We start from the raw sequence: 19,755 nt of genomic DNA, 5'->3' as shown, positions 1-19,755 counted from the left end.
ACAATTACTCTTCGTCGCTGTCTTTTAAGGCATCGCCTAAGATATCACCCATGGTAAACCCGGTTGATTCTTCTGGCAATTGATAATCATCCTCTGAAACTTCTTGTATTTCATTGGTGTTTTCGGCTTTTTCTAATGCTTTGATGCTTAATGCGATTCGGTGTTCTGAAGGGTTCACTTCAAGCACTTTCACTTGCACTTCATCGCCTTCTTGTAAGACTTCATGTGGCGTCGCAATGTGTTTATGGGAGATTTGTGAAATATGGATCAGCCCTTCAACACCTGGGAAGACTTCCACAAACGCACCGAAGCTTGTCAAACGTTTAACAGTCCCAGTTAAGACACTGCCAACAGCCGCTTGTTCTTCGATATTGGTCCAAGGTCCAGGCAATGTGTCTTTGATTGAAAGAGACACACGTTCTTTGTCTGCATCAACAGATAAGATACGAACATTGACGGTATCACCAACAGACAAAACGTCACTCGGTTTGCCAACATGCCCATGTGAAATTTCAGAGACATGGACAAGTCCATCGATGCCGCCTAGGTCTACGAAGGCACCAAAATCAGTCAAACGAGCTACTTTTCCTTCTACTTCTTGTCCTTCATATAAATCAGCTAATAACGCTTCTTTTTGTTTTGCTTTTTCTGCTTCAACAACAGCTTTATGAGAAAGGATCAAGCGGTTTTCAGAAGGCTCGATCTCAACGATTTTAAAGGTCAATGTTTTCCCTTTGTAATCTTCAAAATCCGCAACAAAATGATCTTCGACCATTGATGCCGGAACAAAACCACGAACACCTACATCAACCACTAACCCGCCTTTAACGACGTTGGTGACTGGGGCTTCGATGATTTTTCCTTCTTGGAAATCTTTTTCGATATCTTCCCAAACTTTTTTCGCATCTAAGCGACGTTTAGAAAGGAGATAGCTGCCGTTTTCTTTGTCTTTACCAATTGCTGAAATCACAACTAATTCTAAGACATCCCCTACTTTGACTGCTTCGTTGATGTCTTCAACAGGTAAAGTCGATAATTCTTTTGCAGGAACAACGCCTTCAACGCCGGCGCCTTCGATCCCTACGATCGCTTGTTTATCCTCAATGGCCAATACCTCGCCTTTAACGATATCTCCAACTTTTACTTCTTGGAAATTGTCTAAAGCGGCTTCCATTGATTCATTTCCACTCTCAACCTGATTATTTTCAAATTCTGTCATCTCTCATGTCCTCCTAACCAACAATTCTGCAATAATTGCACTACATCTTTTAGTTTAAAATAGAATGAAAAAAAAATAAAGCGATTTCTCTTATTTTCCTAAAAAACTACGGTTTTTTCGTTGAAAAAGTCTTTTCACGTCTGTTTTCTTGCTTGCTTTCATCTTTTTCGTAGGAAAAATAAAAAAACAATGGGGAACACCCACTGTTTTCGTTAGTTGATCTTTTCTTGGATCGTTTTTTTGATTGCTTCTACGACTTGCTCGATCGTTAAACCGGAGGTGTCGATTCGAACGGCATCTGTTGCTTGTTTCAGAGGCGAGACTTCCCGATGGGAATCCAAATAATCTCTTTGCTGGATCTCTTCTTTCAAGGTCTCATAATCGGTACCGATCCCTTTTTGCTGATTTTCTTTGAAACGGCGCTGCGCCCGTTCTTCCACACTTGCTACCAGAAAAATCTTGACTTCTGCTTGTGGTAAAACCGCCGTACCAATATCGCGGCCATCCATCACGACACCGCCATCTTTAGCGATCATCTGCTGTTGTTGGACGAGTTTTTCGCGGATCGCAGGGTATGCCGACACCTTCGAAACTGCGTTGGTTACTTCTGGCTGACGGATCGCTTCTGTGACTTGCTCTCCTCCTGCAAAGACCTCTTGACCGTGTTCAGTTGGTTCAAAAGTGATGGGGTATTGATCGATCAAAGCAGCGATCGCCGCTTCATCCTCTAGTGAACAGCCGCTTTTTAAGGCCAAATACGTGATGCTGCGATACATGGCACCGGTATCTGTATAAATAAACCCTAAGTCATTGGCGATGATTTTTGCCACTGTGCTTTTTCCCGATGACGCAGGACCATCAATAGCGATGTTGATTTTTTTCATTTTTCTTACTCCTCGTTTCCCAACGATGTGTATTCCTTCATCGTTTCTGCTTATCGTTCACCTTGGCTTCTTCCTACCAAGAAAAAAAACCGCCAAAGCGGTTTTTTATTTAATTCGTAATGTGTCGCCAGGGTATAGCATGTAGTTGTTTGGATCAATCCCATTTAATTGATATAGGGTTTCAACTGAGATGCCTGTACGGGCTGCCACTTGTTCAGGACCTTCACCTGCTTGCACCGTCGTATATTCCTCGGTACCAGTCGCTCCTTGCCCTTGATTATTTTGCGTAGTGTCTTGCCCTGCATTGTTTTCTTGTTGAGCCGGCTCACTACTACTTGATGGCGTCGTTGAAGCTGGTGCAGAACTGCTACTGCTTGATGAAGAACTTGATTCACTTGTTGACGAACTCGTTTCCCTTGTCGATTCAGTAGTGGATGATTCCGTTGTTGATGACTCGGTTGTCGAAGATTCTGTCGTACTTTCTACTGTACTGCTCGAACTTGCTGCGGTCGGGGCATCACTGTTATGATTCAACACCCAAATACCGGCACCAACCGGAATTGCCACGATCAAGAAAAGCAAAACTAAAACGATCGTCAAAAAGAGTGAATTCCCACGCTTTTGTTTTCTTTGTTGGGATCTTGATGCAGAATCATCGTATTCTGTATCATAGATTGGTTGTTCCCACGGTTCTTGATTTTCTGAATTGTAGTCATTGTCTTTCTTGCTCACTCGTATTCCCTCCTAGTTTCCTTCCGATGTATTATACCATAGGTAAATAAAAACTGTCCTGCAAAATACGATTCAATTTATATCTTTAAAAATTTTTATTAAACGTTCTTGCCAATGAAGGATGACTTTTTTTTCTAAAAGCTCTTCTTCTACTGCCAATTCGATCCCGTCATTGTCGCAACAATAAGGATTCTGTTGCACTTCTTCTCCAAAATGCGCCAATAAAAACTGACGGCGGCAACCGGTAAAATGAATATAAGCCAACATTTTTTGTAATTGTTCTTGCTTTTGCTGTTCGTTTTGTTTTAGCGTTTCCAGCCAAAACGCAGCCCCCAACTCCTTCATCTTCTGCTGCCATTTTTCTTGCAGTGGTGTCAAGGGTTCTTTCCTCTTTTCCTGAACCATTCGTTCTAAAGCACGGCGTTCTTCTTTGTTTTCTCGCTGAAAGAAGTAGTGAATCTGCTCATCGTGTTCCTGATAAAGCAAGATCGCACTGCTTTGTTTGCCATCGCGGCCTGCTCGACCGATTTCCTGACTGTAGTTTTCCAGCGAATCAGGCAAGTCATAATGGATCACAAAACGAATATCTTCTTTATTGATCCCCATCCCAAACGCATTGGTTGCGACGAGCAATTTTAATTTATTCTGAGAAAACTGCTGCTGCAACGTTTTTCTTTGATCACTCGCTAAACCACCATGATAATAACCTACCGTATAGCGCTGACGCAGTTTATTATAGACTTCTTCGACTTTGCTTCTTGTGGAACAGTAAATGATCCCAGCCCCGCCTAAGCGGCTGAGATAGTCTGCTAATGCCGCATCTTTGTCTGTTGTTTGCTCTACGAACAAGCCAATATTGCTGCGGTTCATCGAATAACGATAGACATTGGCGTTCTTTGCTAACAACACTTGCCGAATATCTGCTTCGACTTGTGCCGTAGCAGTAGCCGTCAAAGCTAATGTGACGGGTGTCTTCAAGCGTTTTTTTACTTCACCAAGCTGCAAGTACTCTGGTCGAAAATCAATGCCCCATTGGGAAACACAATGAGCTTCATCCACCACGAGCATAGCGATCTTTGCTTGTTCGAGTTGTTGCAAAATGGCTTCTTGCACGATCATTTCTGGACTTAAAAACAAAAATTTGTACTTCTGCAAGTGCTGCATCACATAGTGACGATCGGCAAGGTCCAGTTGACTATTAAATGCAATCGCGCGTTTTTCCCCTTGCTTTTGTAAGCCATAGACTTGATCTTCCATTAAAGAAACAAGCGGTGAGATAATGATCACGATGCCATCTATGAGGTACCCTGGCAGCTGATAACAGAGACTTTTGCCATTCCCGGTAGGCAGAATCGCTAACGTATCTTGCTGCGCTAAAACACTTTCGATGACTTCTTTTTGTCCTTGACGAAATGTTTTGAAGCCAAAGTACTGATTCAGTGCGTTTTCTAACATCGAATCCCCCGTTTCTGAGCAATCTGTAACAAACGGATCGTCAAAAAATCTGTCGCCAGAAGTTCCTGTAATTCTTGATAGCTGTTTTTCCAAGAAGTTGCTGGCAGCTTATTCAGCAACGCTGTATCAAAGCGCTGATACGGAAATGTCGGATCAAGCAGTGCCCATTCAATCAAATGATCATTAACGGTTCCTCGTTTGATCCTTCTTTTTTCCATGATCTGCTCAACAGAAGCTCCTTGCAAGAATAATGCACGACTTTCCAGCATACTTTGATTCAGATTCCTATTTAGAAAAGGCGATAATCCTTGAAACAGTACCATCTGCGGCTCTTTTTCGACCAGGGCTAAAAATTGATGGATCGCAGCTCCTACATAAAGATTGTCCCAAGGCTTACCTTGTACAGATTCTGGCAAAAGTTGGAAAAACGCCTGCCCAAGAAGATCAGGACCAGATAAGGTGCCCGCTAAAAAATCTGCAACTTCTGCGGGAAGCTGGTCAAAAACTGCCGAAAGTTCTCGATGAGTGATCTTTTTGATTTCAGGGTATTGATGGATCAGTCGACGCACAGGTTCTGTATATAAGGGCGTGTTCTCAACAGGAATATACTGATTGGTCACCCCTTGATATGCAGCTGCTTGAACCAGCAGTCGGACAAAACGCCAAGCCTCCTCCGTCGTTCGTCCATACCGAAAATAATCCATCTGATGCAACAACATTTCTCTGGACTGCTCATAATTTGCAACGGTCCTTTTGAGCAGCAGACCATCTGAATCCCGACTTAACATCCCTTGTTGGATCAAGTCAGCGATCGTCTGTTGATACTCCCTCTCATTCAACTGTGGCATCGCTTGAAAAAGACCTAAGCGATCATAAAAAAAGGCATAACTCAAAACAGAGCTAGTACGCTTTCCAATGAGAATTTGATAAAGTGTCGATGGGCGTAGCTTGTCAGTATCAGAAAACAGCGCTAAAATAAAAGAATCCATATCTTCCCTCCAGAAAGGACTAAAAAATGTCACAACGCTGTAAAATTGTTCCTGAGCGCTGCATTGCTTGTGGCCTATGTGCGATCTATGCCCCCGAGATCTTCGATTATGATGAAGATGGGATCGTTTTATTTGCCCAAGAACCGAGTGCTCGGCAACAGTTTATCATAGAAGAACAACAAGAAAAAGTCAAAACTGCTTATCGCAAATGCCCTACCCGTGCGATTATCATGGAAAAATAAAAAAGCCGACCTGCCATTGACAGACCTTTCGTCTGCAACAGCAAGTCGGCTCATTTTTTATTTTCCTATAGCAGAATGATGGGGCTGCTTACGAGCCAACCATGGCAGCAGTTTGGCATGTAGTGCTAAAAAGACGGCACTGACGATTGCGCCTTTAACCAAATTGAAAGGTAAGATCCCGATCGCCACATATTGCGGCAAAGACATTCCTAAAAATTGATCAGCTGTGACCCCGAAAAAGCGTAGGTAAAGCGGTGTGATCACAAATAGGTTCGCCACACTCATAAAAATCGTTACCGACAAGATACCGCTGATGACACCAACCATTTTATTTTTGGTGTGGATACCTTTGCGGAAAAAGTAGTACATTGGTAAAGTAAAGGCACATGATGCTAAAAAGCTTGCCGTATCCCCCACCATATCAGCAGGTGAAAAACCAGATAAGAACAAATGTAGGACCGAACGAATGAAGGCAGTCACTACCCCACTCCAAGGACCAAATAAAAACATCATGATCATGACGGGAATATCACTAAAATCGATCTTTAGAAAGCTGAATGCCGGAAAAATTGGAAAAGCGATAAATTGCAAAATTGTTCCCATAGCAGCACACATGGCGATTGTCACCATTTTTCTTGTTTTGTTGTTCATCAGTATAAATCCTCCTAAGTTCAGGATTCCTCTTCAAACGAACCTATTAAATTTCCTCGGCTTTCTTGTCGGCGCCAGACAAAAAATGCCCTCTTTTTTCCACAGGGAAAAAAGAGGGCATTCGAAATAGCCATAAGCAAATCAAATACGCTCTATCTTCTTTATCCAGACTGTACTGTCGGTATCGGAATTTCACCGATTCAGCTATTTCCGAAGAAATAGGTCGTGGACTATAACCACCGGTCGGGAATTGCACCCTGCCCCTGAAGACGAACCTTTATTCTATTTATTACATGTTCTATTATACACAAAATCTAAAAATTAACAATAGTTACGTTTTCAGATACTTTTCAACTATTTTGCACTATTTTTCAGCTGGCTGACTTCTTTCTTCGACAATTCTCGGTATTCCCCTGGACGAAGACCTTTCAGATCTAACGGACCATAGTTTTCCCGTTTTAGTTTTTGCACAGGCAAACCCACTGCTTTTAGCATGTTTTTGACTTGATGGTTGCGACCTTCGTGGATCGTCAATTGCACAATACTAGATTGCGCTGTTTGGTCTGTCGATAAGATTTCAAAGCGAGCAGGTGCCGTCTTACGGCCTTCGATCCGAATCCCTTTTGTCAATGGGAGCAGCTGCTTTTTATCCGCAATGCCTTTGACCTTGGCAACATACACTTTGTCGACTTCGTGTTTTGGATGCATCAGTGTCTGTGATAATTCCCCATCATTTGTCAGGAGCAGTAAACCGGAGGTATCATAGTCCAAGCGTCCGACTGGATACACTCGTTCAGGCACTTCAGCAAAATAATCCAAAACGACTTTGCGCTTTTTATCATCCGTAACAGCTGAGATCACGCCACGAGGTTTGTAGAACAAATAATAGACGTGTTGTTCTTGTTCGATCGGTACGCCATCAACTTCAACGACGTCTTTTGAACTGACTTGGACCCCTAATTCTTTGATTACTTGTCCATTAACTCGCACTCGACCTTCGGTTATCAATCCTTCAGCTTTTCTTCTTGAGGTGATGCCGGCATGGGCAATCACTTTTTGCAAACGTTCCATCTTCATTCTCCTTCTGTTTCTGCTTGTTTGTAGCGGTCGTAAAAAAGATCAAACGGTGCATCTTCTTCAAGTTCATCTTCCATTGATTGGATGTCAGGCAATTCAGCCAAACTTTTTAAGCCAAAATAATCCATAAAGTATTCCGTCGTACCGTATAAGATCGCTCGTCCTGGTCCGTCCACGCGGCCCTTTTCTTCAATCAGCCGTTTTGCCACCAGTTTTTGAACCGAGCCGCTGGATTGGACGCCGCGAATCTCTTCTACTTCCATCCGAGTGATCGGTTGCTTGTAAGCAATGATTGACAAAGTTTCCAAAGCCGCTTGCGACAATGAACTGCCCATCGGTGATTCGGCATATTTCTTCAATAAAGGGGCAAATTGTTTCTTAGTGGTTAAGATAAAATGATTGCCGACTTCTAGAATATGCAACGCAGTATGTTCATTTTCTTCATATTGCTGATTTAATTCCTGCAAATGCTGATAGACACTGGCAGTATTACTTTTGACTAAATAACTTAGTTCTTCAAGTCCGATCCCCTCATCACCGACGACGAATAAGATCGCTTCTAATTCACTATATTTACTCATCTTCTTTACCTGTTGGATAGAGCAGAATCGACGCATAATTGTCTGTTTGCTCTACTCGAATCGTTCCTTTTTTCATTAATTCTAATAGTGCCATAAAGGTTACCACAACTTCTGTTTTATTGTAAGAGGTAAAAAACGAATCGAAGCTGCGGCCTTTTTTAGCACTGACATGCTGCATCTCCAACTGAATCGCCGCCATCTTTTCATCGATGGTGCTTTCATCAGGAGAAATCTTGGTTTCTAGTACTTGGCGATTTTTCTTTTTCTCGACCATTTTTTGAAAAGCCAAAAAGAGATCGATCGTGTTGAATTGATTGGCTCTTAATTGATCTTCTTCCTCTTTGTATTCATCGACATCCATTGGATCTTTCGTGTAATACAAACTGCGCTCTTCCGCTTTTTCTGAAAGCTGTTCGGCTGCGTACTTAAATTTCCGGTATTCTAGCAGTTGTGCCACCAGCATATCCCGCGGATCTTCTTCGTACTCTTCGACTTCAGCAATCAATTCTTGTTTAGGCAACAGCATCTGGCTTTTGATCGCCATCAAAGTCGCCGCCATAACTAAATATTCTCCAGCGACTTCTAATTCTAAAATTTTCATGGCATGGATGTACTGCATGTATTGTTCGGTGATGGTAGCAACTGGAATATCATAAACATCGATCTCCAGTTTTTTGATCAAATGAAGCAGCAAATCCAACGGTCCTTCAAAGACAGCCAATTTTATTTTGATTTCTTCCATTCCATCCTCGATTTCTAGGCGCGCGGAAAGTGCTGCTTGTACACTTCCGTCATCCGTTTCTTCGTTATATGCGTGTAAATCTGAGTGGTCGAGATATCTGCGTGTCCTAGCAACTCTTGAACCGTTCGCAGATCTGCCCCGTTTTCTAATAGATGGGTCGCAAAACTATGGCGCAACGTATGGGGAGTCACATTCTTGGTGATCCCAGCTTGTCGAACCAAGGCCTTTAAATTTTTCCAGATCCCTTGACGAGACAGTTGCGTGCCGTGGTTGTTCACAAACAGATGGCTTTCATCTGGCGTTTTTCTCGTCAAATACGGACGCGCATCGCTGAGATAGGTTTCGATCCATTGAATCGCTAGATCCCCTAATGGAACGATCCGTTCTTTGTCGCCTTTCCCGGTTGTTTGCAGCAACCCCATACTTAAATGCAAATCGTTTAATTTCAAACCGATCAACTCGCTGACACGTAAGCCCGTTGCATACATCACTTCCAAAATCGCTCGGTCACGGATGCCCAACACCGCTCGCGTATCCGGTGTTTCGATCAACCGCTCCACTTCTTGTAAACTCAAGGTATCAGGCAGCTTCTGCTGTTTTTTCGGTGAATCAATATGCTGCATTGGATCATGATCGGTAAACCGTTCTTGACGCAAAAATTGATGGAATCTTCGCAAACTAGAGACCATCCGAATCACGGTCGCCGAGGATTTTCCCGCTTCTTGCAGACTTTGCAAAAAAGACAAAACGATTACTCGGTCGATCTGCTGCCACTGAGTGACTTGTTTTTTTTGTAAAAACGCAAGATACTGTTGCAGATCTCGTTGGTAGCTGGCACGGGTATTTTGGGATAGCCCGCGCTCAATGGTCAAATAATGAAGATAATCAATGATTTGTTCGTTCATGGGGCTCCCTCTACTTTCAGCTTTTTTATCATATCAAATTCTGGCTCGTTAAGATAGTAGCTTGCCAATAAAAAAGAGGCACCTACCCATATCGTTTGCCCAAGGAAACACCCGAATCATAGCAGATTTTTCGGTTTCTTTCAAATTGGAAAAAATAGCGCTCTTCCTATTGGAAACCATCTGACTATCATTCGGGTGATAACAAACGTTTATTTAAAATTGCCAAAGTACAATTACTCGGCTTTGCTTTGGCATTTTTGGCAGACACCATGAAATGTCAACCGATGATCCTTTACTAAAAAATGGTACTTTTGTTCAACGATCTCTTCGACACTGCCCAGCAAATCCTCTTCAACCTCTTCAATATTGCCGCATTCCAAACACAACAAGTGATGATGAAAGTGTTTGGCACCTTCTTTGCGTAGATCATAGCGAGCGACACCGTCATTAAAGCTGACTTTATCGACGATTTTCAAATCCGTTAAGATCTCCAACGTTCGATAGACGGTTGCCAAGCCAATCTCAGAATTTTTTTTTCGCACAAAAAAGAAAATCTCTTCGGCGGATAAATGGTCTTTCTCATTTTCTAATAAGACCAATAAAGTCGCTTCTCGCTGAGGAGTTAATTTAAACCCCGACTCGTGCAATTGTTTCTTGGTCTTTTTTAACGCTGCTGTTGTGTTCATAGTTGCCTCCGTATGCCGTTAATTTATAACGATTCTAATCTGAGTGAGAATCACTCAAGACAAACATTGTAATCATTATAAATTAGAACGATAAAAGAAACAAGTATTCTCAATTAGGTTTTTTGATAAGAATCGTAAAGCCGTCTTTTTGCTCAATCAAATGCTGTTTCATCAAGGTTCCTAATGCCCGTTTAAATTGGCCTTTACTAATACCAAATGTTTGTAAAATCTCTTCCGGTGCTGATTTGTCGGTGAAAGGAATTTTGTTCTCAGGTGCTCGTTCTAAAAAGGTTAGAACCATGGCGGCATCATTTGAGATCGCTTCGTGGGCTCTTGGTTTCAATGAAAGGTTCAAGACACCATCTTGACGAAGCCCAATCACTCGCCCTTTGACCACTTCCCCAAGGCGCGGCTCTTGATACCGTTCTGATGGATGGACGAAGCCAATATAAAAATCATCCGTCAGCAAGTAAGTACCCGCTAACTTCAAACGGTACACGGTACCTGTAACATCTTGATTCTTCATTTGCTCCGTACCATTTTTGCTCAATGCCTTAAAAATTTTCTCATCTGCTAATGAAGCCCAAATACGCTCTTTGTCATCGACCCGCAAGCTGACCATCAAGCGGTCCCCTTTTTTAGGCCAAAGTTCCCGCATCGTTGGCAATTCATCTAATGAAACCACCATATCTTTGTCTTTTAAACCGATATCGACGAAAACGCCTAAGTCGCGACGGCTTCCTGTGACTGTACCAAAGGCATAATGCCCTTTGCGGCTTTTCGGAATGTTCGTAGTGAGCACATTTTCTTGCTTTTGATTTTGATAGCCAAACCCTTCGACTGCTTCACCTAAATGATGCTCGCCTTCTTCCTTGGCTAGTCGGAAGGTAACCCCGCCTTTTTGAACAAAATAATTTTGTTCATTTTCATCAATGATCAATCCGCTAAATACGGATGCTAATAAGTCTTTCATCTATTCTCTCCTTCTTCATAAAAACTGCCAGTTGCTATACAAAGAAACGCAGCAGTGCCATAGCAATAACGCCTGTAATAACGATCTTCATCAAATCTTTGGTATAATACCCCACCAACAATGCTGGGATACAGGCAACAGCTTCTTTGACTTTCAAGAGGGGAAATTGCCCTTCACGAAAGATCAACAAATTTTGCACCAACAATGCCGCCAAAATACACAAAGGTAAATAACTCAAAAAGATGGTGAAGGACTTCGGAAAGACCAGCTTTTTAGAAAATAAAAAAGGAACGATCCGCGGAATCCATGTAACCAACCCACATGCTAGCATTAGTATAACAAAATTAGTCATGATGTGTCACCGTCCCAACCAAACAACCTGCCAAGGTCGCCGCAATTACCGCAATCTCAGCTGTCGAAAAACGCATAAATAAAATCAATGTCCCCACAACTGCCCCTAGTACTAAGAGGGTTTGCTGGGTTTTCTTCTTAAGCGGTCGCTCTACTTGAAATAAAAAAAGACCAACAAACATGGCTACCAAGGCAAAATCTAAGCCTAACGCTTCCGGATCTGGAATAAACGAGCCTAATAATCCGCCTAAGAAGGTTGCGAAGATCCAACTCAAATAAGCCATCACGTTCAACCCATGGGTCCATTTCGCTGTGATTGGTTTGTCTTGTTGCAGTGCTGTCGTCAAAACACCATAAGATTCATCGGTCAAAAGCGTCCCAATCCCAATAGCAGAAAGCAAAGGTGTCTTTTTAAAATAGGAAGCTACTGACAAACTCATCAAAAAGTGTCGTAAATTCACTAAAAAAACTGTTGCGACGATCGTCATGAAGGGTGCTTGAATCGCTAGTAACGCGCAAATGATAAATTGGGCACTGCCAGCATAGACAATAATAGACATTAAAATAATTTCTAAAATAGACAACCCAACGCCTTTTCCCACAACCCCCATCGCAAAACCAATGCCCAGATACCCAAGAATCGTTGGTACACAAGCAATGACTCCATCTTCAAACCGATCATATCTTTCCATTTTCTGCACAAAAAACCCCTCCTTGTTTGAACGATTATCTTTCATCATATCGAAAACAGGGAGGGGAAACAAGAGTTTTTCACATGTGCATGTAATTACTCTGAAATTTTGCTAGTGACTCAGGGGATTTAGCGAACGGTGTGATCGTTCCCATTGCCTCTGAAATAGCCGGTTTTGGCGTTTACCGTAAATAAGTATAGCGGGAAGGCTGAATCGTCCGTTCCTTTGAGCAAGCTACCTTGGGCATTTGTCGCATAAAAATTGTAATAGCCTTCACCATTGACGATTCGCACACGTTCAAAAGTATAGCCGCCTTCCACCACATAACCACGGGCAATCGCTGTGGCGATGATTTTTTCTTGGACGCCATCCGCCCACACCCAAGCACTATTGTTCACATCATCCAAATCACTTTGACGAGCTGGAATGATTGGTTGATTGTTAGTATTTGTTGGCGTATTTGGCGAAAGGACATACTCTTCTTCAGAAGTACTTTGCGCTGGTGCCGCAGCGCTTGAAGAACCACCGCTCGAAGCTGAAGAATTGTTCTCAGAAGCCGCTGCTTGTGCTGCTTGTTCGGCTTGTTGTTGCGCCGCTGCTTGTTGGGTAGCTGTTTCACGCTTCGTCAAGGCAGTATCGACTTTACGCAGTTCAGTCGTAAGACTTTCCACCAATGAATCGATTGACAATGCTTGGACTTTTTTCATTAAAGCATTGTAGTTCTCGCGGGTGACACTTGCCGGAGCTTCCCCATCACCACTTAAAGCCACCATGCTCTTCACTGCATTTTGAACTTCCTCGATCGCGCTGAACTCTTTTTGTCCCATGTCGATGGCTTGATTGATCAACTCATCAAAGGCATCCCCGTTCTCACGCTTCGCCATTGTGACAGCAGCAGCTTCTTTCAAGGGGACTTCTTCCAACTGCTCCCCCACAACGGCAGGACTGCTGAAATAGCTGTTGATCTCTGTTAAAGCCGCTAGTTTGTCAGCGATCGTCTCTGCTTCTTGTGACAAGGCATCGTATCGTTCGTGGTCTTGAAAATCTGCCAACTGATTCGTCACAGCCGCCAACTGTTCTGCTGTTTTGTCGCTTTTAATGAACACACGCTCATCATCTGTATAAAAATCATTCAGCTCATTTTCGATCTGATCTAACGTGCGGTTCTCTTGCGCCAGTTGCGTTTGTCGGGCAGTTTCTTGTTGCTGTTGTTGATAGTAATACGCCCAACCACCACCTGCTGCCACTAATAGACAAGCCGCTGTAATGTAGAGTGCTTTACGAGGGCTCTTCTTGTTTTCGGTAGAAACAGGTGTTTTTTCTTCAGCAGTCGCCTTTTGCGGTGTTTCCTCCGCTACGGTGACTGGTTCAGGAATTGGATCGATGACTGGCTCTGGCTGCTTCCCAGCTTCTTCAATAACTGGAACTGGCTCCATCACTGCTTCCTCTTCACTTGCCGGCAGAGATTCCTCGCTGGCTTGCACCTGACTTTCTGCTTCAGCAGAGGACAGATCAACAGCGGCTTCTTCTGCTTCCAAAGCTGCAGCTGCCTTGGCTTCTTCATCAAGTTTGTGCTGCCGGATATAAGCAGCCAAAATCTCAGAGTCATGCTGATCATCCGTATTTAATGCATCGGTCTCATTTACTTCTTCGCTGGCTGATGTTGTTTGGTCTTCTTTAGACCCAGAGTTTTCCGCCGTTTCTGGTTCTTTTTTGGACTCTGATTCAAGTGCTACTTTTTGCTCATCGGGAAGGGCCTCCTGCTGCGCAAGGTCGATCGTTTCTTCATTCGAGGACGGCCGATCACCTAAATGCTCCTCCATTTTTCCGATCGGAACATTTTTAAAGTCAGACCAGCGAATATCATCGTTTTTATTTTGTAGCTCTTCTGGCGTAACGGAAGAGTCAGATGCTGGTTCCTGTTGGTTCTCCTTTGCTTCCTTCCATTGAAACCCGCAATTGGGACAAACGGATGTTTCTTCTAATGCTTGAAATCCACATTCAGGACATGTCTTCTTCATTGATTCAAACTGACTCCTTTTGTTTTTTGCAATTCCTTTTTATGGAGCAGTAACCTACCAGATCAAACGCTTGATGCGCCCACTGCTCCCTATTTCAAAGACCGACAAATAATAGGTCTTCTTCGCATTTCTTTTTAATTACTCAATTATGCAGATGCACAAAATTAAATTTATCACATTCTAAGCAATTAGCCAACACTTGCTTGGTTACGTTTTTATTAAGTTCTTTACTGATCCTGTGAAGAGATGACAGAACCAGAACAAAAAAGACTTTCCAAAGAGGACCTTTGGAAAGTCGATAAACCTTGATTATTCTAAGAAATCTTTCAATTGTTTTGAACGAGATGGATGGCGTAGTTTCCGTAACGCTTTTGCTTCGATCTGACGAATCCGTTCTCTCGTTACCCCAAAGACTTTGCCGACTTCTTCTAATGTCCGAGTACGACCATCATCGATTCCGAAACGCAAGCGTAGCACGTTTTCTTCACGGTCAGTCAAGGTATCCAGTACATCTTCTAATTGTTCTTTCAAAAGCTCATAAGCCGCATGCTCTGCTGGACTTGTGGCATCTTGGTCTTCAATAAAATCACCTAGATGAGAATCATCTTCTTCACCGATCGGTGTTTCTAATGAAACAGGTTCTTGAGCGATCTTCAAGATTTCACGAACTTTTTCCGTCGGCAGATCCATTTCTGCACCGATTTCTTCCGGTGTCGGTTCGCGTCCTAAGTCTTGCAATAATTGCCGTTGGATACGAATCAATTTGTTGATGGTTTCTACCATATGCACTGGGATCCGAATGGTGCGGGCTTGGTCAGCGATGGCACGGGTGATTGCTTGACGGATCCACCAGGTCGCATACGTCGAGAATTTGAACCCTTTGCGGTAGTCGAATTTCTCAACGGCTTTCATCAAACCCATGTTTCCTTCTTGGATCAAATCAAGGAATTGCATTCCTCGACCTACATAACGTTTGGCAATACTAACGACCAAACGTAGGTTGGCTTCTGCCAAACGCTGTTTTGCTTCTTGGTCGCCTTCTTCGATTTTCAGTGCGAGAGCCACTTCTTCTTCTGCGGTCAATAGTGGCACCCGACCGATTTCTTTCAAGTACATCCGAACGGGATCATTGATTTTCACACCAGTCGGTGCAGACAGATCTTCTTGAGGTTGGGTTTCTTGTCGTTTTTCATTACTCTTTAAACTATGGACTGAAGGCTCTCCATTTTCATCCACGACACTGATGCCTGAATCCTCCAGTTTTTGAATTAGTTTGTCCATTGCATCAGCATCCAAAGTATACGGCGTTGCTAGACGATTCGTAATGTCATCGTAAACAACTTGCCCCTTTGTTTTGTTTTCTCGGATGTATTCGGCAACTGCTTTGTCATACGTTTTTTTTGTTTCTTCTGCCATGAAAGAAAGCCCCTTTCAGTTCGCTATTTAGCTTGTTTCAACCGTTTGGTCAAATCAATGATTTCGATCGCTAGTTCAAGTTCTAATTGCTGGTTTCCTTTTTGTCTTGCTTCTTGCTGCTGGATTCGTTTTTGATTGATTTCTTCAGCAATGCCCGACTTTTGAAAGACCTGCAGAATGTCCTGAAATTCTTGTTCAGTCCCTTCCTCAGAAGCTTTAAGATCTGCAATATCGATCACCATTTTTTTCATTGAATCTTCTTTTAAAAAATCTAAGAACTTTGCTAAAACAAAGTGTTCTTCTGTTTCCATATACGCATCAAACAGCAGATACAGCTGTTGATAACGATCGTGGATAAAGGATATACCACTCGCTCGAAAGCGATGATTTAATGTACTGTCATGAAACAAACGGTACAATAATAATTCTTGTGCTTTTTCTACCTGTGTTTTGGGCTGCTGCCGCGTTGGCGGCGTAAAGACCACAGGATTATCTGCTGGCGGTGGTGGCGCTGCATCTTGCATCGGCCGCTGTTCTTGCCGATTTTGCTTGAGTTGCTGCTGCAGAGTTTCACGACTCAAATTGAACTCTGTAGACAGCTGGGTCAAATAACGGTCTTGCTCCAACAAAGAATCCACACGCTGCAATTCATTTAACACAACTTGGACATAGTCCAATTGTTCTTTCTCATTGGCTAAATTGCGATTCGTCCGATGATAATCCATTTTGAATGCAAAAACCGTTTCTTTGCCGTGGACAGCTAATTTATAAAAAGCTTCTGTCCCATATTTGCGCAAATACTCATCTGGGTCCATCCGTTCCGGTACTCGAACCACCGATAGTTTCAAACGGCTATTGTTTTGCAAAAGATCGATCCCGCGGTTCGTTGCTTCAACCCCTGCACTATCTCCATCGTAACAAAGAATCACTTCTTGTGCCACTCGTTCGATATGGGCGATCTGCTGATTGGTTAAGCTGGTTCCCATTGAGGCGATCCCATTTTCGATTCCTGCCTGCCAAGCGGCGATCACGTCCATAAATCCTTCAAATAAATACACTTGGCCATCTTTGCGCATCGCACGGCGTGCTTTGTCAAAGTTGAAGAGAACCTCGCGCTTGTTGAAAAGGATCGTTTCAGGACTATTTAAATATTTCGGCTGGTCTTGATCACCAACTTTTTCGCTTGCCAGCCAACGACCAGAAAAACCAATCGTTTTTCCTTGAGGATTACGAATCGGAAACATGATTCGTTGGTAAAAGCGATCCGCCAATGAACCATCGTTTCGTTGAACAAAGAGCCCTGTATCAGGAAAAAATTCAGCTTTGGCTTGTTCATTCAAAAAGACTTTCTCCAAAAACGAGCGTTCGTTCGGCGCAAAACCAATATTGAATTCTTCAATCAATGCCATCGTCAATCCGCGATCCAACAAATAATCAAGCGCTTCTTGTCCAGCAGCCGTATTCACCAACATGTGATGATAGACCTCGGCGGCTTTTTCATGCAGCGCAATCAGTTGACTCGTTTGTGAGGTTGCCTCATTGATACCTTCTGACTGTTGATATTGTGGATCAAGAGGAATATCGTTCATTTCTGCTACTTTGACGACTGCTTCAGGAAAACTGATGCCTTCAAGCTCTTGTAAAAAACCGTAGACATTTCCCCCACGACCACAACCAAAACAATGGAAAATTTGTTTGTCTTCTGCAACGGAAAAAGAAGGTGATTTTTCATTATGAAAGGGACACAAACCAAAATAATTCTTTCCGGATTTCTTTAACTGGACATACTGTCCCACGATATCAACAATATTGCTGCGTTCGCGAATATCGTCAATGATCGTTTGAGGAATTCGTGCCATCCACTCACCTCCATTTGGTAAGTATTCATCGTTTACTAGGTAAAAAAACGCACTAATAGGTATCAGTGCGAAGAATAATTAGACAGAATCATTCATAATGATTTTACCATATTCTATTTGTATTTCAAGCTTTTTTGCTTGCGTTGTTTCTTGACGATCAAGAAAAAAACCGCGCCGTAACGTCGATTTTCCACCGGTTCATTTTTATTAGATCCGCATAGAACATATTGCCGCCATTGTGATACAAATGACCGCCATTATAAAAGACCGATTGGATGCCCCAATAACGATAGGTTTGTTCTGTATCATTGCCTAACAACGGGGATAAAACCTCTCTGGAGTATGTTTCTGCTAATTCTAAGGTGTTCACGCCACCCCGTTCAGCGACATAATCAATATAATCTGTCCCAAAATTATAAGCCTGGACTGCGGTCCAAAGATCACAATTCATTTGCTCTGCTTTTTCGATCAACTCGGCTAAATAAGAAACCCCTTGTTCGATGCTTTGTTCTGGCGTATCAAATTGATTTTGTTTTCCATATACACTTTCAGAACTTTGCATCGGGTCATTGCCTTGTCCTTTTGACTCCGTCAGCATGATACTCATTGCTAAAGACTGATATTCAGAGATGTCGTGGGCTTGTGTCTGCTGTGCGATTTCCTCTTCATACGCATAGACAGCTTTCAATGCCGTGTAATTTCGATAGCCCCAAACCCCTGCTCCGATCAGCAGCAGCAAGAGCGCAAGCTTCAGTACAAATCCTAGGAAACGTCGAATTTTTCTCATCAAATACATCCCATCTTTTCTAAGTCAGAATCTATCGTACTATGAAATGAACAGGCTGACTAGAATTTTTTCTCTCCTAAAAAATCCTTAATAAAATCACAAGATTATTTAGAAAAAAAAAAGCAATCCTAAGCTGATGGAGGGATTGTTGATGGTTTGACATGAAAAAGGAAACAGTGCTCCTTCAGATAAAGGAAGCACTGTTTCACTGATTTTTATTTTTCGATCGTGGTCACGATACCAGAACCAACTGTTCGTCCACCTTCACGAATGGAGAAGGTCGTTCCATTTTCCACAGCGATTGGATGGATCAATTCCACATCGATCGTTACGTTGTCACCAGGCATAACCATTTCCGTTCCTTCTGGTAAAACGATATTCCCAGTTACGTCCGTTGTACGGAAGTAAAATTGTGGGCGATAGTTATTAAAGAATGGGGTATGGCGACCGCCTTCTTCCTTTGTCAACACATAGACTTCTGCTTGGAATTTCGTATGTGGTGTGATGGAACCTGGTTTTGCTAACACTTGTCCCCGTTCAATTTCATCACGGGTGATTCCCCGTAATAATACCCCTACATTATCACCAGCTTCGCCAAAGTCCATCGTTTTACGGAACATTTCTACTCCTGTTACGACTGCTTTTTGTGTTTCAGGTTTGATTCCGACGATTTCTACTTCATCACCGACTTTTACTGTTCCGCGATCGATCCGACCAGAAGCAACGGTTCCCCGTCCAGTAATTGAAAAGACATCTTCGATCGGCAACAATAATGGTTTGTCAGTATCTCGTTCAGGTGTTGGGATATATTCATCTACCGTATCCATCAGCGTTAAGATCGCTGCTTCTGCTTCTGGATCACCTTCCAAGGCTTTTAAAGCAGAGCCTTTGATCACAGGAATGTCATCCCCTGGAAAATCATATTCAGTCAGCAATTCTCTGACTTCCATTTCCACTAAATCAATCAACTCATCATCATCGACAAGGTCCGTTTTATTCAAAAAGACGATCAAATGTTTCACACCTACTTGACGAGAAAGCAAAATATGTTCCCGTGTTTGCGGCATTGGGCCATCTGTCGCTGATACGACCAAGATTGCGCCGTCCATTTGGGCAGCCCCTGTAATCATATTTTTCACATAGTCCGCATGTCCTGGTGCATCGATATGGGCATAGTGTCGTTTTTCTGTTTCATATTCTACATGGGCAGTATTGATAGTGATACCACGTTCGCGTTCCTCAGGAGCCGCGTCGATACTTGCGTAATCTTGCGGATTGGCAAGCCCTTTTTTCCCAAGAACTGTGGTAATAGCAGCAGTCAAGGTTGTTTTCCCATGGTCAACGTGTCCAATTGTTCCGATGTTGACATGGGGTTTGCTACGATCATAATGTTGTTTTGCCATATTGTTTCCCTCCTAGAGAAAGTTGAGTCGCTGTTTGACTCGAATCATATTTTTGCGATTTACGCTTCCAAATTCATAAGCCTCAACTTA

General features: G+C 42.8%; 20 protein-coding genes and 1 riboswitch. Of the genes, 1 reads left to right on the top strand and 19 read right to left on the bottom strand.

Translation table 11 applies throughout. The features are described 5' to 3' along the window. Positions 1 to 4: 4 nt before the first annotated feature. From rpsA to IGI84_RS04950, 5 genes are all read right to left on the bottom strand, one after another. Positions 5 to 1,219 (bottom strand): 30S ribosomal protein S1, encoded by a 1,215-nt coding sequence (gene rpsA, locus IGI84_RS04970; protein ID WP_430600856.1) that lies wholly within the window; start codon positions 1,217 to 1,219, stop codon positions 5 to 7. 212 nt (positions 1,220 to 1,431) lie between these two features. Further along, on the bottom strand, positions 1,432 to 2,103 hold the full coding sequence (gene cmk / locus IGI84_RS04965) for a (d)CMP kinase (RefSeq protein ID WP_142962830.1): 672 nt from the start codon (positions 2,101 to 2,103) through the stop codon (positions 1,432 to 1,434). A gap of 105 nt (positions 2,104 to 2,208) precedes the next feature. After that, complete coding sequence (locus IGI84_RS04960) at positions 2,209 to 2,835, bottom strand: SAG1386/EF1546 family surface-associated protein (RefSeq protein WP_077452647.1); 627 nt, start codon at positions 2,833 to 2,835, stop codon at positions 2,209 to 2,211. 72 nt (positions 2,836 to 2,907) lie between these two features. Beyond that, positions 2,908 to 4,290: a RecQ family ATP-dependent DNA helicase gene (locus IGI84_RS04955; RefSeq protein ID WP_142962828.1), complete on the bottom strand. Its 1,383-nt coding sequence runs from the start codon at positions 4,288 to 4,290 to the stop codon at positions 2,908 to 2,910. Continuing rightward, entirely contained in the window at positions 4,284 to 5,279 is a 996-nt protein-coding gene (locus tag IGI84_RS04950; protein ID WP_077452649.1) for a helix-turn-helix domain-containing protein, read from the bottom strand. Before IGI84_RS04950 ends, IGI84_RS04955 begins: the two co-directional genes overlap by 7 nt. A 26-nt stretch (positions 5,280 to 5,305) precedes the next feature. Between IGI84_RS04950 and IGI84_RS04945 the strand changes: the two genes are divergently transcribed. Then, on the top strand, positions 5,306 to 5,521 hold the full coding sequence (locus tag IGI84_RS04945) for a ferredoxin (RefSeq protein WP_077452650.1): 216 nt from the start codon (positions 5,306 to 5,308) through the stop codon (positions 5,519 to 5,521). Positions 5,522 to 5,578: 57 nt separating this feature from the next. Here IGI84_RS04945 and IGI84_RS04940 read toward each other — a convergent pair whose 3' ends face one another. The 14 genes from IGI84_RS04940 to tuf all read right to left on the bottom strand — a co-directional run bounded on the left by IGI84_RS04940 (position 5,579) and on the right by tuf (position 19,665). After that, entirely contained in the window at positions 5,579 to 6,172 is a 594-nt protein-coding gene (locus tag IGI84_RS04940; protein WP_016613081.1) for an ECF transporter S component, read from the bottom strand. Positions 6,173 to 6,322: 150 nt separating this feature from the next. Continuing rightward, positions 6,323 to 6,447, bottom strand: a riboswitch (FMN riboswitch). Positions 6,448 to 6,526: 79 nt separating this feature from the next. After that, positions 6,527 to 7,243 carry a pseudouridine synthase gene (locus tag IGI84_RS04935; protein ID WP_060792339.1) on the bottom strand — a complete coding sequence of 239 codons (717 nt, stop codon included), beginning with the start codon at positions 7,241 to 7,243 and terminating at the stop codon, positions 6,527 to 6,529. Between the two features lie 2 nt (positions 7,244 to 7,245). Continuing rightward, positions 7,246 to 7,830 carry an SMC-Scp complex subunit ScpB gene (scpB, locus tag IGI84_RS04930; protein ID WP_005229316.1) on the bottom strand — a complete coding sequence of 195 codons (585 nt, stop codon included), beginning with the start codon at positions 7,828 to 7,830 and terminating at the stop codon, positions 7,246 to 7,248. Then, on the bottom strand, positions 7,823 to 8,572 hold the full coding sequence (locus IGI84_RS04925) for a segregation/condensation protein A (RefSeq protein WP_005237103.1): 750 nt from the start codon (positions 8,570 to 8,572) through the stop codon (positions 7,823 to 7,825). The genes scpB and IGI84_RS04925 overlap by 8 nt, the downstream gene beginning before the upstream one ends. 14 nt (positions 8,573 to 8,586) lie before the next feature. Next, positions 8,587 to 9,477 (bottom strand): site-specific tyrosine recombinase XerD, encoded by an 891-nt coding sequence (gene xerD, locus IGI84_RS04920; RefSeq protein ID WP_005237104.1) that lies wholly within the window; start codon positions 9,475 to 9,477, stop codon positions 8,587 to 8,589. Between the two features lie 233 nt (positions 9,478 to 9,710). Further along, positions 9,711 to 10,163 carry a Fur family transcriptional regulator gene (locus IGI84_RS04915; RefSeq protein WP_005237105.1) on the bottom strand — a complete coding sequence of 151 codons (453 nt, stop codon included), beginning with the start codon at positions 10,161 to 10,163 and terminating at the stop codon, positions 9,711 to 9,713. 109 nt (positions 10,164 to 10,272) lie between these two features. Beyond that, entirely contained in the window at positions 10,273 to 11,136 is an 864-nt protein-coding gene (locus IGI84_RS04910) for a CvfB family protein (RefSeq protein ID WP_430600854.1), read from the bottom strand. A 34-nt stretch (positions 11,137 to 11,170) separates the two neighbouring features. Further along, positions 11,171 to 11,488 (bottom strand): AzlD domain-containing protein, encoded by a 318-nt coding sequence (locus tag IGI84_RS04905; protein WP_081118792.1) that lies wholly within the window; start codon positions 11,486 to 11,488, stop codon positions 11,171 to 11,173. Next, the gene (locus tag IGI84_RS04900) at positions 11,481 to 12,188 is read right to left on the bottom strand and encodes an AzlC family ABC transporter permease (RefSeq protein ID WP_081118793.1); all 708 of its coding nucleotides are present in this window, start codon (positions 12,186 to 12,188) and stop codon (positions 11,481 to 11,483) included. Before IGI84_RS04900 ends, IGI84_RS04905 begins: the two co-directional genes overlap by 8 nt. 119 nt (positions 12,189 to 12,307) lie before the next feature. After that, on the bottom strand, positions 12,308 to 14,200 hold the full coding sequence (locus tag IGI84_RS04895; protein WP_430600853.1) for a cell division site-positioning protein MapZ family protein: 1,893 nt from the start codon (positions 14,198 to 14,200) through the stop codon (positions 12,308 to 12,310). A gap of 309 nt (positions 14,201 to 14,509) precedes the next feature. Further along, the gene (gene rpoD / locus IGI84_RS04890; RefSeq protein ID WP_005229298.1) at positions 14,510 to 15,616 is read right to left on the bottom strand and encodes an RNA polymerase sigma factor RpoD; all 1,107 of its coding nucleotides are present in this window, start codon (positions 15,614 to 15,616) and stop codon (positions 14,510 to 14,512) included. A gap of 23 nt (positions 15,617 to 15,639) precedes the next feature. After that, positions 15,640 to 17,475 (bottom strand): DNA primase, encoded by a 1,836-nt coding sequence (gene dnaG / locus IGI84_RS04885; protein ID WP_077452657.1) that lies wholly within the window; start codon positions 17,473 to 17,475, stop codon positions 15,640 to 15,642. Positions 17,476 to 17,632: 157 nt separating this feature from the next. Next, positions 17,633 to 18,262: a lysozyme family protein gene (locus tag IGI84_RS04880; RefSeq protein ID WP_077452682.1), complete on the bottom strand. Its 630-nt coding sequence runs from the start codon at positions 18,260 to 18,262 to the stop codon at positions 17,633 to 17,635. Positions 18,263 to 18,477: 215 nt separating this feature from the next. Continuing rightward, a complete protein-coding gene (tuf, locus tag IGI84_RS04875; RefSeq protein ID WP_005237121.1) occupies positions 18,478 to 19,665 on the bottom strand; it encodes an elongation factor Tu in 1,188 nt (395 codons plus the stop codon). Positions 19,666 to 19,755 lie beyond the last annotated feature (90 nt).

It is taken from the genome of Enterococcus sp. DIV0008 (assembly GCF_050542615.1).
Taxonomy (GTDB): domain Bacteria; phylum Bacillota; class Bacilli; order Lactobacillales; family Enterococcaceae; genus Enterococcus_D; species Enterococcus_D innesii.
Note: the sequence above shows the minus strand (reverse complement) of the source record. Positions and strands in the feature narration are given on the sequence as shown.

What these genes read in the sequence shown, in the direction of transcription:
- xerD (WP_005237104.1), bottom strand. Translation starts at nt 9,477, where the DNA reads ATGAACGAACAAATCATTGATTATCTTCATTATTTGACCATTGAGCGC.
- dnaG (WP_077452657.1), bottom strand. Translation starts at nt 17,475, where the DNA reads ATGGCACGAATTCCTCAAACGATCATTGACGATATTCGCGAACGCAGC.
- IGI84_RS04880 (WP_077452682.1), bottom strand. Translation starts at nt 18,262, where the DNA reads ATGAGAAAAATTCGACGTTTCCTAGGATTTGTACTGAAGCTTGCGCTC.
- IGI84_RS04895 (WP_430600853.1), bottom strand. Translation starts at nt 14,200, where the DNA reads ATGAAGAAGACATGTCCTGAATGTGGATTTCAAGCATTAGAAGAAACA.
- cmk (WP_142962830.1), bottom strand. Translation starts at nt 2,103, where the DNA reads ATGAAAAAAATCAACATCGCTATTGATGGTCCTGCGTCATCGGGAAAA.
- scpB (WP_005229316.1), bottom strand. Translation starts at nt 7,830, where the DNA reads ATGAGTAAATATAGTGAATTAGAAGCGATCTTATTCGTCGTCGGTGAT.
- IGI84_RS04955 (WP_142962828.1), bottom strand. Translation starts at nt 4,290, where the DNA reads ATGTTAGAAAACGCACTGAATCAGTACTTTGGCTTCAAAACATTTCGT.
- IGI84_RS04905 (WP_081118792.1), bottom strand. Translation starts at nt 11,488, where the DNA reads ATGACTAATTTTGTTATACTAATGCTAGCATGTGGGTTGGTTACATGG.
- rpsA (WP_430600856.1), bottom strand. Translation starts at nt 1,219, where the DNA reads ATGACAGAATTTGAAAATAATCAGGTTGAGAGTGGAAATGAATCAATG.
- IGI84_RS04940 (WP_016613081.1), bottom strand. Translation starts at nt 6,172, where the DNA reads ATGAACAACAAAACAAGAAAAATGGTGACAATCGCCATGTGTGCTGCT.
- rpoD (WP_005229298.1), bottom strand. Translation starts at nt 15,616, where the DNA reads ATGGCAGAAGAAACAAAAAAAACGTATGACAAAGCAGTTGCCGAATAC.
- IGI84_RS04945 (WP_077452650.1), top strand. Translation starts at nt 5,306, where the DNA reads ATGTCACAACGCTGTAAAATTGTTCCTGAGCGCTGCATTGCTTGTGGC.
- tuf (WP_005237121.1), bottom strand. Translation starts at nt 19,665, where the DNA reads ATGGCAAAACAACATTATGATCGTAGCAAACCCCATGTCAACATCGGA.
- IGI84_RS04910 (WP_430600854.1), bottom strand. Translation starts at nt 11,136, where the DNA reads ATGAAAGACTTATTAGCATCCGTATTTAGCGGATTGATCATTGATGAA.
- IGI84_RS04915 (WP_005237105.1), bottom strand. Translation starts at nt 10,163, where the DNA reads ATGAACACAACAGCAGCGTTAAAAAAGACCAAGAAACAATTGCACGAG.
- IGI84_RS04950 (WP_077452649.1), bottom strand. Translation starts at nt 5,279, where the DNA reads ATGGATTCTTTTATTTTAGCGCTGTTTTCTGATACTGACAAGCTACGC.
- IGI84_RS04935 (WP_060792339.1), bottom strand. Translation starts at nt 7,243, where the DNA reads ATGGAACGTTTGCAAAAAGTGATTGCCCATGCCGGCATCACCTCAAGA.
- IGI84_RS04925 (WP_005237103.1), bottom strand. Translation starts at nt 8,572, where the DNA reads ATGGAAGAAATCAAAATAAAATTGGCTGTCTTTGAAGGACCGTTGGAT.